The following is a 14032-nucleotide window of genomic DNA, read 5'->3' on the forward strand; positions in this document are numbered from 1 at the left end:
GTTGCCTAAGGCGTCGAGTTTCGTCATGACGAGCCGTCGACGCTCCGTCGAAAAGACGCGCGTACATGCAGGGGTAGGCTCGACAACGCCCGGCGGACAAACCGTCCCCGGCATTCGACATGTGGAGAGGAGCCCTGACTCAGGGTGAGCACCAAGCCGACCACCACAGATTTCGAGTGGACCGATCTGGACCAGCGGGCCGTCGATACCGTCCGCGTCCTGGCCATGGATTCCGTGCAGAAGGTCGGTAACGGCCATCCGGGTACCGCCATGAGCCTCGCGCCGGCCGCCTACGTTCTCTTCCAGAAACTGATGCGGCACGACCCGGCGGACGCGAAGTGGACCGGCCGCGACCGGTTCGTACTGTCCGCGGGCCACTCCAGCCTGACCCTCTACATCCAGCTCTACCTGGCCGGCTACGGCCTGGAGCTGGACGACCTGAAGTCCTTCCGCACCTGGGGCTCCAAGACCCCGGGCCACCCGGAGTACGGCCACACGGTCGGCGTGGAGACCACCACCGGCCCGCTCGGCCAGGGCGTCGCCAACGCCGTGGGCATGGCCATGGCCGCCCGCTACGAGCGCGGCCTGTTCGACCCGGAGGCCGCCCCCGGCACCTCGCCCTTCGACCACACCATCTGGGTCATCGCCGGTGACGGCTGCCTCCAGGAGGGCGTGTCGGCCGAGGCCTCCTCGCTCGCGGGCCACCAGAAGCTCGGCAACCTCGTACTGCTGTGGGACGACAACCACATCTCCATCGAGGGCGACACCGAGACCGCGATCTCCGAGGACACGATCAAGCGCTACGAGTCGTACGGCTGGCACGTCCAGCGCGTCGACCAGCTGCCCAGCGGCGACCTCGACCCGGTCGGCCTGGCCAAGGCCCTCAAGGCGGCCCAGGAGGAGACCGAGCGCCCCTCCTTCATCGCCGCCCGCTCGATCATCGCCTGGCCCGCCCCGAACGCCCAGAACACCGAGGCCGCGCACGGCTCCGCGCTGGGTGACGAAGAGGTCGCCGCCACCAAGAAGGTGCTCGGCTTCGACCCGGAGAAGTCCTTCGAGGTCTCCGACGAGGTCATCGAGCACACCCGCACCGCCTGGAAGCGCGGCAGCGAGGCGCACGCCGAGTGGGACAAGAAGCTCGCCGCCTGGCGCGAGGCCAACCCCGAGCGCGCCGCCCAGTTCGACCGCATCCAGGCCGGCGAGCTGCCGGACGGCTGGGAGAAGGCGCTGCCCGCCTTCGAGACCGGCAAGGGCGTCGCCACCCGCGCCGCCTCCGGCAAGATCCTCCAGGCGCTGGGCGCGGTCGTGCCCGAGCTGTGGGGCGGCTCCGCCGACCTCGCCGGCTCGAACAACACCACGATCGACAAGAACTCGTCGTTCCTGCCCGAGGGCAACCCGCTGCCCGAGGCCAGCCCGTACGGCCGCACGGTCCACTACGGCATCCGCGAGCACGCCATGGGCTCGACCATGAACGGCATCGCGCTGCACGGCAACACCCGCATCTACGGCGGCACCTTCCTGGTGTTCTCCGACTACATGCGCCCCGCCGTCCGGCTCGCCGCGCTCATGCAGCTGCCGGTGACCTACGTGTGGACGCACGACTCCATCGGTCTCGGCGAGGACGGCCCGACCCACCAGCCGGTCGAGCACCTGTCCGCGCTGCGCGCCATCCCGGGCCTGAACATCGTGCGCCCGGCCGACGCCAACGAGACCGCCACCGCCTGGGCCGAGATCCTGCGCCGCCACCAGTCCAAGCCGGCGCCGCACGGCCTCGCGCTCACCCGTCAGGGCGTACCGACGTACGAGGCGAACCCGGCCGCGGCCAAGGGCGGCTACGTACTCTTCGAGGCCGAGGGCGGCGAGCCGCAGGTCATCCTGATCGGCACCGGCTCCGAGGTGCAGCTCGCCGTCGAGGCGCGCGAGGTGCTCCAGGCCGAAGGCATTCCGACGCGCGTCGTCTCGATGCCGTCCGTCGAGTGGTTCGAGGAGCAGGACCAGGGGTACCGCGACAGCGTGCTGCTGCCGACGGTCAAGGCCCGGGTCGCGGTCGAGGCCGGCATCGGCCTGACCTGGCACCGCTACGTGGGCGCCCAGGGCCGCATCGTCTCGCTGGAGCACTTCGGTGCCTCGGCGGATGCCAAGGTCCTCTTCCACGAGTTCGGCTTCACCGCCGACGCGGTGGCCACGGCGGCCCGGGAATCCCTCGCAGCGGCCACGCGCTGACGCCCGTACACGAACCAGTAGGAGATGCAAACCCCATGACAGACGCACTCAAGCGCCTCTCCGACGAAGGCGTCGCGATCTGGCTGGACGACCTGTCCCGCAAGCGGATCACGTCCGGCAACCTGGCCGAGCTGATCGACCAGCAGCACGTCGTCGGTGTCACCACCAACCCGTCGATCTTCCAGAAGGCCATCTCGCAGGGCGACGGGTACGACACCCAGCTCACCGACCTCGCGGCCCGCAAGGTGACCGTCGAGGAAGCCATCCGGATGATCACCACGGCGGACGTCCGGGACGCGGCCGACATCCTGCGCCCCGTCTTCGACGCCACCGACGGCCAGGACGGCCGGGTCTCCATCGAGGTCGACCCGCGCCTGGCGCACAACACCCGCGCCACCGTCGCCGAGGCCAAGCAGCTGGCCTGGCTGGTGGACCGCCCCAACGCGCTCATCAAGATCCCGGCCACCAAGGCGGGCCTGCCGGCGATCACCGAGACGATCGCCCGGGGCATCAGCGTCAACGTCACGCTGATCTTCTCGCTGGAGCGCTACCGCGAGGTGATGGCGGCGTACCTGGAGGGCCTGGAGAAGGCCAAGGCCGCCGGCCTGGACCTGTCCAAGATCCACTCGGTGGCGTCCTTCTTCGTCTCCCGCGTGGACACCGAGACCGACAAGCGCCTGGACGCGATCGGCACCGACGAAGCCAAGGCCCTCAAGGGCAAGGCCGCCGTCGCCAACGCCCGCCTGGCCTACCAGGCGTACGAAGAGGTCTTCACCTCGGACCGCTGGGCCGCGCTGGACAAGGCGCACGCCAACAAGCAGCGTCCGCTGTGGGCCTCGACCGGCGTCAAGGACCCGGCCCTCAAGGACACCATGTACGTCGAGGAACTGGTGGCGCCGAACACGGTCAACACCATGCCCGAGGCCACCCTGGAGGCCACCGCCGACCACGGCGGGATCTCCGGTGACAAGGTGCGCGGCAGCTACGAGCAGGCCCAGGCCGACCTCGACGCGCTGGCGAAGATCGGCATCTCGTACGACGACGTCGTGCAGGTGCTGGAGGACGAGGGCGTCGAGAAGTTCGAGGCGTCCTGGAACGACCTGCTCAAGTCCACTGAGGCGGAGCTCAAGCGCCTCGCTCCTTCGGAGGGCTGACCCACCTTGTCCAGCAGCAATCCGCTGCGTGACGCCGCGGACCGACGGCTCCCGCGTATCGCGGGGCCGTCGGGCCTGGTCATCTTCGGCGTCACGGGCGATTTGTCCCGTAAAAAGCTGATGCCTGCCGTCTACGACCTGGCCAACCGCGGGCTGCTGCCGCCGGGCTTCTCCCTCATCGGCTTCGCCCGCCGCGAGTGGGAACACCAGGACTTCGCACAGGAGGTGTACGAGGCCGTCAAACAGCACTCCCGTACACCGTTCCGCGAAGAAGTCTGGCAGCAGCTCGTCCAGGGCTGCCGGTTCGTCCAGGGCAACTTCGACGACGACGAGGCCTTCGAGACCCTCAAGGACACCATCGAGGAACTCGACAAGGCCCAGGGCACCGGCGGCAACTTCGCCTTCTACCTGTCCGTACCCCCCAAGTTCTTCCCCACCGTCGTCCAGCAGCTCAAGAAGCACGGCCTGGCCGACCAGCAGGGCGACTGCTGGCGCCGCGCCGTCATCGAGAAGCCCTTCGGACACGACCTGGCCAGTGCCAAGGAACTGAACCGGATCGTCCACGAGGTCTTCCCGCCCGAGTCGGTCTTCCGCATCGACCACTACCTCGGCAAGGAGACCGTCCAGAACATCCTGGCGCTCCGCTTCGCCAACACGCTGTTCGAGCCGCTGTGGAACCGGTCCTACGTCGACCACATCCAGATCACGATGGCCGAGGACATCGGCATCGGCGGCCGCGCCGGCTACTACGACGGCATCGGCGCCGCCCGTGACGTCATCCAGAACCACCTCCTCCAGCTGCTCGCGCTGACCGCCATGGAGGAGCCCGCCTCCTTCGACGCGGACGCGCTCGTCGCCGAGAAGACCAAGGTGCTGGGCGCCGTACGGCTCCCCGCCGACCTGGGCAAGGAGACGGTGCGCGCCCAGTACGCGGCCGGCTGGCAGGGCGGCGAAAAGGTCGTCGGCTACCTGGAGGAAGAGGGCATCGACCCCAACTCCCGCACCGACACCTACGCCGCCGTCAAACTGGAGGTCGACAACCGCCGCTGGGCGGGCGTCCCCTTCTACCTGCGCACCGGCAAACGCCTGGGCCGCCGCGTCACGGAGATCGCAGTCGTCTTCCAGCGCGCGCCGCACTCCCCCTTCGACCACACCGCCACCGAAGAGCTCGGCCAGAACGCCCTGGTCATCCGCGTCCAGCCGGACGAGGGCGTCACCATGCGCTTCGGGTCGAAGGTGCCCGGCACCTCCATGGAGGTACGGGACGTCTCGATGGACTTCGCGTACGGCGAATCCTTCACCGAGTCCAGCCCGGAGGCGTACGAACGCCTGATCCTGGACGTCCTGCTCGGCGACGCCAACCTCTTCCCGCGCGTCGAGGAGGTCGAGCAGTCCTGGCGCATCCTCGACCCGATCGAGGAGTACTGGGACCAGCACGGCAAGCCCGCACAGTACGCGGCCGGGACCTGGGGACCGGACGAGGCGGACGAAATGCTCGCACGAGACGGACGGAGCTGGCGTCGGCCATGAAGATCGATCTGACGGAAACCACGGCCAGCAAGGTCAACAAGGCGCTGGTCCAGGGCCGTCGTAGCATCGGCACCCCCGCCATCGGCATGGTGCTCACCCTCGTCATCGTCACCGACGAGGAGAACGCCTACGACGCCCTCAAGGCCGCCAACGAGGCATCCCGCGAGCACCCCTCGCGCACCCTCGTCGTCATCAAGCGCGTCAGCCGGTCGCCCCGCGACCGCGCCAAGGCCCGCCTGGACGCCGAGGTCCGTGTCGGCGCGGACGCCGGCACCGGCGAGACGGTCGTACTGCGGCTCTACGGCGAAGCCATCAACCACGCCCAGTCCGTGGTCCTGCCGCTTCTGCTGCCGGACGCGCCGGTCGTCGTATGGTGGCCGGTCAACGCCCCCGTGGACGCCGCACGCGACCCGCTCGGCGCGCTCGCCCAGCGGCGCGTCACCGACATGTACACCGCCGAGAACCCCATCCGGGAACTGGCCGAACGCGCCGACGCGTACTCGCCCGGCGACACGGACCTGTCCTGGACCCGCATCACGCCCTGGCGCTCGATGCTGGCCGCGGCACTCGACCAGCTGCCCTGCAAGGTCGCCGAGGTCGAGGTCGAGGGCGAGGAGTTCAACCCCAGCGTCGAACTCCTCGGCATGTGGCTCGCGGACCGCCTGGACGTCCCCGTCCGACGGCTGCTCTCGGCCGGCCCCGGCCTGACCGCCGTCCGGATGGAGACCGACTGCGGCCCCGTCGCACTGGACCGCGCGGACGGCTCCCTGGCCACGCTCTCCATGCAGGGCCAGCCCGACCGCAACGTCGCGCTCAAACGGCGCGAGACCGCCGAACTCCTGGCGGAGGAGCTGCGCCGGCTCGACCCGGACGACACGTACGCCTCCGCGCTGAAGTACGGCGTCGACCGGCTCGGCGAACCCCAGCGGGCGCAGACACCGCTGGCCGCGAAGGCAGCCGCGTCCTCCGACGAGCCGGTCGCCGCCGACGCGGATACCGCGGACGCGACGGAGGCCTCGGACACGGCCGAGCCCCGGTCCGACGCCTCCGGCTCCAAGGCCAAGGCGCCCGCCAAGAAGTCCGCCTCCAAGAAGGCGGCCTCCAAGGCGGCCTCCGAGTGAGCGCGCCGCAGGTCGTCGTCCACCGCGACAAGGAGCTGATGGCCAAGGCCGCGGCGGCCCGGCTGATCACGAAGATCGTGGACGCCCAGGCCGCCCGCGGCTCCGCCTCCGTCGTCCTGACGGGCGGCCGCAACGGCAACGGGCTGCTCGCGGCCCTCGCCGAGGCGCCCGCCCGGGACGCGGTGGACTGGTCCCGCCTCGACCTGTGGTGGGGCGACGAACGGTTCCTGCCCGACGGCGACCCGGAGCGCAACCACACCCAGGCCCGTGAGGCCCTGCTGGACAGCGTTCCGGTGGACCCGGCCCGGGTGCACGTGATGGCCCCGTCCAACGGCCCGTACGGCAACGACGCGGACGCCGCGGCCGAGGCGTACGCGGTCGAACTGGCCGCCGCGGCGGGCCCCGAGGACCACGGTCCCGTACCGTCCTTCGACGTCCTCCTGCTGGGCGTCGGCCCGGACACCCACGTCGCGTCGCTCTTCCCGGAGCTGCCGGCCGTCCGCGAGACGGAACGCCCGGTCGTCGCCGTGCACGGCGCTCCCAAGCCCCCGCCCACCCGCATCTCCCTGACCCTGCCCGCGATCCGCGCGGCCCGCGAGGTCTGGCTGCTCGCGGCGGGCGAGGACAAGGCGAAGGCCACGGCGATGGCGCTCTCCGGAGCCGGCGAGATCCAGGCACCGGCCGCGGGCGCGTACGGCCGCAGCCGCACCCTGTGGCTCCTGGACGAGGCAGCCGCCTCGCAACTGCCGCGCGGTCTCTACCCGCCGGCTTCGGCCTGACACCGCCGCACGACGAACGGCCCCGTTCCCGGGTGGGAGCGGGGCCGTTCGTCGTGCCACCTGGGTTTCGACGGCCGGTGGCAGACCAGCCGCCGTGGCCGACTTGCTGCCCGTACCGGGTGCCGCTCCCCGTTCCGGGGTACGGGTCCGGTCCTCCGGACTCCGTCCTACGGCCCGCCCCCTTCCGTTGTACGGCGGCGAACGGCCGGTGGGGGCAGGCGCCCCCCACGCACGCACGTGGCAGCCTGACACGTACGGGAGGGTCCGGGACCGGAGGACGAAGTCCGCAGGGCCCGGGCCCGCGCCCCCGCCGTACCGGTGAGTTTCGACGGCCGGCGGCAGACCAGCCGCCGTGGCCGACTTGCTGCCCGTACCGGGCGGCGCTCCCCGTTCCCGGGCACGGGACCAGTCCTCCAGACTCCGTCCTACGGCCCGCCCCCTCCCGCCGTACGGCGACCGACGGCCGGTGGGGGCAGGCGCCCCCCACCCACGCACGTAGCAGCCTGACACGTACGGGAGGGTCCGGGACCGGAGGACGAAGTCTGTAGGGCCCGGGCCCGCCCCCCTACCGGTAGCCGCCGCCCCGCACCCGGGTACGGGACCGGTCCTCCAGACTCCGTCCTACGGCCCGCCCCCTCCCGCCGTACGGCGATCAACGGCCGGTGGGGGCAGGCGCCCCCACCCACGCACGCGGCAGCCGAGTACGTACGGGAGGGTGCGGGACCGGAGGACGAAGACCGCAGGGCCCGGGCCCGCGCCCCCGCCGTACCGGTGAGTTTCGACGGCCGGCGGCAGACCAGCCGCCGTGGCCGACTTGCTGCCCGTACCGGGCGGCGCTCCCCGTTCCCGGGTACGGGACCGGTCCTCCAGACTCCGTCCTACGGCCCGCCCCCTCCCGCCGTACGGCGACCGACGGCCGGTGGGGGCAGGCGCCCCCCACCCACGCACGCGGCAGCCTGACACGTACGGGAGGGTCCGGGACCGGAGGACGAAGTCCGCAGGGCCCGGGCCCGCGCCACCCGACACCGTGCTCAGCCGGTCACGACCTCCGCTCGCGCTCCTGGCGGACCATCGCGTTGGCGAGGTGGGCGGGATCCTGGAGGTCGCCCACCGCCACACCAGACACGTCAGTGTCATGCGTGTCGTACGGGCCCAGGGCCTGCTCCTTGTCGCCCTGTACGGCCGCGAGGTGACGAGACGCCACATCCCGCTGCTCGGGCTGCGGGAGGGCCTGCAACCAGGCGCGGTTCTCCGGGGTGAGGAGGTCCAGGAAGCTCGCCAGGACTTCCTCGTCCGCCGCCATCAGCGGCCCCGCATCGCGCGGTAGGTGGCGACCAGGGACTTCGTCGAGGCGTCCAGGCCCTCGATGTCCGCGCCCTCGGTCAGCGCGGGCTCGACCCGCTTCGCCAGGACCTTGCCGAGTTCGACGCCCCACTGGTCGAAGGAGTCGATGTTCCAGATGGCGCCCTGGACGAACACCTTGTGCTCGTACAGGGCGATGAGCTGGCCCAGGACGGACGGGGACAGTTCCTCGGCGAGGATCGTGGTGGTGGGGCGGTTGCCCTGGAAGGTCTTGTGCGGGACCAGTTCCTCGGGGACGCCCTCGGCCCGTACCTCGTCGGGGGTCTTGCCGAAGGCCAGTGCCTGGCCCTGGGCGAAGAGGTTGGCCATCAGCAGGTCGTGCTGGGCCACCAGGCCCGGCTGGAGGTCTTCGACGGGCTGGGCGAAGCCGATGAGGTCGGCCGGGATCAGCTTCGTGCCCTGGTGGAGGAGCTGGTAGTACGCGTGCTGGCCGTTGGTGCCGGGGGTGCCCCAGACGACGGGGCCGGTCTGCCAGTGGACGGGGTTGCCGTCGCGGTCGACGGACTTGCCGTTGGACTCCATGTCCAGCTGCTGGAGGTACGCGGTGAACTTGGAGAGGTAGTGGCTGTAGGGCAGGACGGCGTGCGACTGGGCGTCCCAGAAGTTGCCGTACCAGACGCCGAGCAGGCCGAGCAGGAGCGGGACGTTCTCCTCGGCGGGGGCGCAGCGGAAGTGCTCGTCGACGAGGTGGAAGCCGGCCAGCATCTCGCGGAACCGCTCGGGGCCGATCGCGATCATGAGGGAGAGGCCGATGGCGGAGTCGTAGGAGTAGCGGCCGCCGACCCAGTCCCAGAACTCGAACATGTTGTCGGTGTCGATGCCGAAGTCGGCGACCTTCTCGGCGTTGGTCGACAGCGCGACGAAGTGCTTGGCCACCGCGTCCTCGCCGGCGCGCAGGCCGGTCAGCAGCCAGTTGCGGGCGGAGGTGGCGTTGGTGATCGTCTCGATGGTGGTGAAGGTCTTCGAGGCGACGATGAAGAGCGTCTCGGCCGGGTCGAGGTCGCGGACGGCCTCGTGCAGGTCGGCGCCGTCCACGTTGGAGACGAAGCGGAACTGCATGTCGCGGTGGGTGTAGGCGCGCAGCGCCTCGTAGGCCATCGCCGGGCCGAGGTCGGAGCCGCCGATGCCGATGTTGACGACCGTCTTGATGCGCTTGCCGGTGTGGCCCTTCCACTCGCCCGAGCGCACCCGGTCGGCGAAGATCTGCATCTTGCGCAGGACGGAGTGCACGGCGGGGACGACGTTCTCGCCGTCGACCTGGACCGAGGCGGATTCGGGGGCGCGCAGCGCGGTGTGCAGCACGGCCCGGTCCTCGGTGAAGTTGATCTTCGCGCCGCGGAACATCGCGTCCCGCAGTTCCGCCACGCCCCGGGCCGCGGCGAGCTCGCGCAGCAGGCGCAGGGTCTCGTCGGTGACCAGGTGCTTGGAGTAGTCCAGGTGCAGGTCGCCGACCTTGAGGGTGTAGCGTGCGGCGCGCTCCGGGTCCTGGTCGAACAGCTCGCGCAGTCGCACCTCCCCGAGCTGCTCCCGGTGCTTGTTCAGCGCGGTCCACTCAGGCGTCTGGTCGAGCCTGGTGCGGCCTTCTGCGTTCATCTCGGACATCAGCCTTCTTCTTCTCGTACCGGCCCCGCCGTCTCCCAACCTAATTGATCAGGGTGCGGGATGAGGTGTCCCCCCGCTGTCGGCCGCCCCGGCGAACCGTTTCGGCACCTCCCGCCGGTACCCGGCCGACCGGCCGGATACGCGACGGCCCGGCCGGGAGGGCGTATTCCCTCCGGCCGGGCCGGTCGTCGTGGGTGCTGGTCCGTCAGATCTCTCCGCGGAGCTTGGCGAGGGCCTCGGCGAGGATCGCCTCGCCGTCGGCGTCGCTGCGGCGCTCCCGGACGTACGCGAGGTGCGTCTTGTACGGTTCGGTGCGCGGCGGGTCCGGCGGATTGTCCCGGTCCTTGCCTGCCGGGAAGCCGCAGCGCGGGCAGTCCCAGGTGTCAGGAATCTGCGCGTCGCCGGCGAAGCTGGGCTGAGTCTCGTGCCCGTTCGAGCACCAGAAGGAGATGCGGATGCGCGGTGCGGACTCGCCCCGCTCCGCCTCCCCCATCGGCCCCGCCCCGACCCGACTTCCTCGGATCGCGTTGCCACTTGCCACGGTTGTAACTCCCTGCGTAATGGTGCTGCGAAGCATCGAACAGCAGTCGCGCTGCGAGCGCCCCAGTCTACGTAAGGCCCAACGCGCGTCCAGTGACAGGAGTTACACCCCCACCGAGGACGCCGCCTTCATGATAGGCCGCGTCCCCGATACGGCGTCAGCTGTCCAGCTTCATCAGGACGCCGAGTACGACGATGCAGGCGAACCAGAGCAGGGCGATCACAATGGTGATGCGGTCCAGGTTGCGTTCCGCGACGGAGGAACCGCCGACCGAGGACTGCATGCCGCCGCCGAACATGTCGGACAGGCCGCCACCCTTCCCCTTGTGCATGAGCACCAGCATCATCAGCAGCAGGCTGAAGACGATGAGGGCTACCGAGAACCCGATGACCACGGCTGGACCAACTCTCTAGGACTGGCGGACGGGACGTACAAGAAGATCGAATGGTACGGGGCCGGGCGGCGCTGCTGGCACCGGGCCCGGCCCCGACAGGGTACGACGGGCCCGGCCCGTCGTCATAGCTGCTACTGGTCGCGGAACCGGACGATCTTGACGAACTCGTCCACGTCCAGCGCCGCGCCGCCGATCAGGGCGCCGTCCACGTCCGGCTGCGCCATGATCGCGGCGACGTTGCCCGACTTGACCGAGCCGCCGTACTGGATGCGGACCTTGTCGGCCAGCTCCTGGCTGTACAGCTCGGCGAGGCGGCGGCGGATCGCGCCGCAGACCTCCTGCGCGTCCTCGGGCGTGGCGACCTCGCCGGTGCCGATGGCCCACACGGGCTCATAGGCGATGACGATGGTCTCGGCCTGCTCGGCCGGGATGTCCTTCAGGCCGCCGTCGACCTGGGCGAGGGTGTGCTCGACCTGGTTGCCGGCCTTGCGGACGTCCAGGCCCTCGCCGACGCACAGGATCGGGGTGATGCCGTGCTTGAAGGCGGCCTTGACCTTGGCGTTGCAGATCTCTTCGTTCTCGCCGTGGTACTGGCGGCGCTCGCTGTGCCCGATGGCCACGTAGCTGCACTTGAGCTTGGCCAGCATGGCGCCGGAGATCTCGCCGGTGTACGCACCGGAGTCGTGCGCCGAGAGGTCCTGGGCGCCGTACTTGATCTTGAGCTTGTCGCCGTCGACCAGCGTCTGCACCGAACGCAGGTCGGTGAAGGGGGCCAGGACCGCGACCTCGGTGGCCTCGTAGTCCTTGTCGGCGAGTGCGAAGGCGAGCTTCTGGACGTGCGCGATGGCCTCGAGGTGGTTGAGGTTCATCTTCCAGTTGCCCGCCATCAGCGGGGTACGGTCAGTCACGGTTCTTCAGTCCTCCAGAGCGGCGAGACCGGGCAGCGTCTTGCCTTCGAGGTATTCGAGGCTGGCGCCGCCACCGGTCGAGATGTGGCCGAAAGCATTCTCGTCGAAGCCGAGCGAGCGGACGGCCGCGGCCGAGTCGCCGCCGCCGACGACGGTGAAGCCGTCGCAGTTCAGCAGGGACCGCGCGATGGCGGTGGTGCCGCCCGCGTAGTCGGGGTGCTCGGCGACGCCGACCGGGCCGTTCCAGAAGACGGTCTCGGCGTCGGCGATCTTCGAGGCGAACAGCTCGCGGGTCTTCGGGCCGATGTCCAGGCCCTCCTTGTCGGAGGGGATCCGGTCGGCGTCGACCGTGACGAAGTCGGCCTTGGCCTTCGTCTTCAGGTCGGGGAAGTCGGCCGAGGCCAGGATGTCGACCGGCAGGACCAGCTCGACGCCGTTCTTCTCGGCGCGCTCCATGTACTCGGTGACGGCCGGGATCTGGTCCTCCTGGAGGAGGGAGATGCCGACCTCGTAGCCCTTGGCCTTGAGGAAGGTGTACGCCATGCCGCCGCCGATCAGCAGCCGGTCGGCCTTGTCGAGCAGCTGGTCGATGACGGCCAGCTTGTCGGAGACCTTGGCGCCGCCGAGCACCACCACGTAGGGGCGCTTGACGTCCTCGGTGAGCTTCTTCAGGACGGTGACCTCGGCGGCGATCAGGTCGCCCGCGGCGTGCGGCAGGCGGGCCGGCAGGTCGTAGACGGAGGCGTGCTTGCGGTGCACGGCGCCGAAGCCGTCGCCGACGTACACGTCCGCGAGGGCCGCGAGCTGGTCCGCGAAGGCGCCGCGCTCGGCGTCGTCCTTGCTGGTCTCGCCCGGGTTGAAGCGCAGGTTCTCCAGGACGGCGACCTCGCCCTCGCCGAGCCCGTCGACGACGGAGCGGGCGGACTCGCCGACCGTGTCCGTGGCGAAGGCGACGTCGCGGCCGATCAGCTCACCGAGGCGCTCGGCGGCGGGGCGCAGCGAGAAGGCCGGGTCGGGGGCGCCCTTGGGACGGCCCAGGTGGGAGGCGACGATCACCTTGGCGCCGAGCTGGGCGAGCTTGGCGATCGTCGGCTGGACGGCGCGGATGCGGCCGTCGTCGGTGATGGTGGTGCCGTCCAGCGGCACATTGAGGTCCGCGCGGACGAAGACCCGCTTGCCGGACAGCCCTTCCTGGGCGAGATCGTCGATCGTCTTCATGCGAAGTGACTCCGTTGCGTAGGTCGGTCATGGGAGGGGGCCCGTACGGCGCTTCGGTGCGCCCTACGAGCCCCTTCCGCACATCTACGTGCCCTGGCCTGGATCAGGCAGGCGTCAGAGCTGCTCGCCGACGAAGGTGGTCAGGTCCACCAGGCGGTTGGAGTAGCCCCACTCGTTGTCGTACCAGCCGATGACCTTGACGCTCTTGCCCTGCGCCATCGTCAGGGAGGAGTCGAAGGTGCAGGAGGCCGGCCAGTTGACGATGTCCGAGGAGACGATCGGGTCCTCGGTGTACTCCAGGATGCCCTTGAGCTGGCCCTCGGCCGCCTTCTGGAACGCGGCGTTGATCTCGTCCTTGGTGACCTCGCGCTCCAGCTCGATGACCAGGTCGGTCACGGAGCCGGTGGGGACCGGGACGCGCATGGCGATGCCGTCCAGCTTGCCCTCGAGCTGCGGGAGGACCAGCGCGGTGGCCTTGGCGGCACCGGTCGTGGTCGGGATGATGTTCTCCGCGGCGGCGCGGGCGCGGCGCAGGTCCTTGTGCGGGAAGTCCAGGATGCGCTGGTCGTTGGTGTACGCGTGGACGGTCGTCATCAGGCCCTTGACGATGCCGAAGTTCTCGTCGAGAACCTTGGCCATCGGCGCCACACAGTTGGTGGTGCAGGAGGCGTTGGAGATGACGTGGTGGTTGGCCGCGTCGTACTTGTCCTGGTTGACGCCCATCACGACCGTGATGTCCTCGTCCTTGGCGGGCGCGGAGATCAGGACCTTCTTGGCGCCGGCCTGGATGTGCTTCTCGGCGTCGGCCTTCTTGGTGAAGATGCCGGTCGACTCGATGACGATGTCGGCGCCCAGCTCGCCCCAGGGGAGCTGCGCCGGGTCACGCTCGGCCATCGTCTTGAAGGTCTGGTTGCCGACCGTGATGGTGTCGTCGGTGTGGCTGACGTCGTGCTTCAGGCGACCCAGGATGGTGTCGTACTTCAGCAGGTGAACCAGGGTGGCATTGTCGGTCAGGTCGTTGACACCGACGATCTCGATGTCCGCACCCTGCTCCAGGAGCGCGCGGAAGTAGTTGCGACCAATGCGGCCGAATCCGTTGATGCCTACGCGGATCGTCACGAACCGATCTCCTCGTTGGTGCGCCGGTGCAGTACCGGCGAGCTGTATGGGATGTCCCCGACCGCCTCCGACCCTACCCCC

At 70.1% G+C, this 14032-nt stretch carries 12 protein-coding genes; 5 read left to right on the forward strand and 7 right to left on the reverse strand.

All coding sequences use genetic code 11. The features are described from left to right. Positions 1–144 precede the first annotated feature (144 nt). Genes tkt through pgl form a run of 5 tightly spaced genes read left to right on the forward strand, consistent with a single transcriptional unit; the run spans position 145 to position 6807 of the window. Positions 145–2223, forward strand: coding sequence for a transketolase (gene tkt / locus ACZ4Z1_RS20485; RefSeq protein WP_468488010.1), 2079 nt, complete (start codon positions 145–147; stop codon positions 2221–2223). Positions 2224–2258: 35 nt separating this feature from the next. Further along, a complete protein-coding gene (gene tal, locus ACZ4Z1_RS20490; protein WP_468488011.1) occupies positions 2259–3377 on the forward strand; it encodes a transaldolase in 1119 nt (372 codons plus the stop codon). A 6-nt stretch (positions 3378–3383) separates the two neighbouring features. Beyond that, a complete protein-coding gene (zwf, locus tag ACZ4Z1_RS20495; protein WP_468488012.1) occupies positions 3384–4907 on the forward strand; it encodes a glucose-6-phosphate dehydrogenase in 1524 nt (507 codons plus the stop codon). Next, positions 4904–6028: a glucose-6-phosphate dehydrogenase assembly protein OpcA gene (gene opcA / locus ACZ4Z1_RS20500; protein ID WP_468488013.1), complete on the forward strand. Its 1125-nt coding sequence runs from the start codon at positions 4904–4906 to the stop codon at positions 6026–6028. Before zwf ends, opcA begins: the two co-directional genes overlap by 4 nt. Continuing rightward, the gene (pgl, locus tag ACZ4Z1_RS20505; protein WP_468488014.1) at positions 6025–6807 is read left to right on the forward strand and encodes a 6-phosphogluconolactonase; all 783 of its coding nucleotides are present in this window, start codon (positions 6025–6027) and stop codon (positions 6805–6807) included. Before opcA ends, pgl begins: the two co-directional genes overlap by 4 nt. 1039 nt (positions 6808–7846) lie before the next feature. Here the strand turns inward: pgl and ACZ4Z1_RS20510 are convergent. The 7 genes from ACZ4Z1_RS20510 to gap all read right to left on the reverse strand — a co-directional run bounded on the left by ACZ4Z1_RS20510 (position 7847) and on the right by gap (position 13951). Further along, positions 7847–8110: a hypothetical protein gene (locus ACZ4Z1_RS20510; protein WP_468488015.1), complete on the reverse strand. Its 264-nt coding sequence runs from the start codon at positions 8108–8110 to the stop codon at positions 7847–7849. Further along, positions 8110–9762, reverse strand: a complete 1653-nt coding sequence (pgi, locus tag ACZ4Z1_RS20515) for a glucose-6-phosphate isomerase (RefSeq protein WP_468488144.1) — start codon at positions 9760–9762, stop codon at positions 8110–8112. Before pgi ends, ACZ4Z1_RS20510 begins: the two co-directional genes overlap by 1 nt. Before the next feature lie 214 nt (positions 9763–9976). Continuing rightward, positions 9977–10312 carry an RNA polymerase-binding protein RbpA gene (locus tag ACZ4Z1_RS20520; protein WP_003986538.1) on the reverse strand — a complete coding sequence of 112 codons (336 nt, stop codon included), beginning with the start codon at positions 10310–10312 and terminating at the stop codon, positions 9977–9979. Between the two features lie 157 nt (positions 10313–10469). Continuing rightward, positions 10470–10706: a preprotein translocase subunit SecG gene (gene secG / locus ACZ4Z1_RS20525; protein ID WP_003986537.1), complete on the reverse strand. Its 237-nt coding sequence runs from the start codon at positions 10704–10706 to the stop codon at positions 10470–10472. A gap of 131 nt (positions 10707–10837) precedes the next feature. Further along, positions 10838–11614 carry a triose-phosphate isomerase gene (gene tpiA, locus ACZ4Z1_RS20530; RefSeq protein WP_468488016.1) on the reverse strand — a complete coding sequence of 259 codons (777 nt, stop codon included), beginning with the start codon at positions 11612–11614 and terminating at the stop codon, positions 10838–10840. 6 nt (positions 11615–11620) lie between these two features. Beyond that, positions 11621–12832: a phosphoglycerate kinase gene (locus tag ACZ4Z1_RS20535; RefSeq protein WP_468488017.1), complete on the reverse strand. Its 1212-nt coding sequence runs from the start codon at positions 12830–12832 to the stop codon at positions 11621–11623. A gap of 114 nt (positions 12833–12946) precedes the next feature. Further along, on the reverse strand, positions 12947–13951 hold the full coding sequence (gene gap / locus ACZ4Z1_RS20540) for a type I glyceraldehyde-3-phosphate dehydrogenase (protein ID WP_468488018.1): 1005 nt from the start codon (positions 13949–13951) through the stop codon (positions 12947–12949). Positions 13952–14032: the final 81 nt, after the last annotated feature.

The organism is Streptomyces sp. NPDC030165, assembly GCF_055573595.1.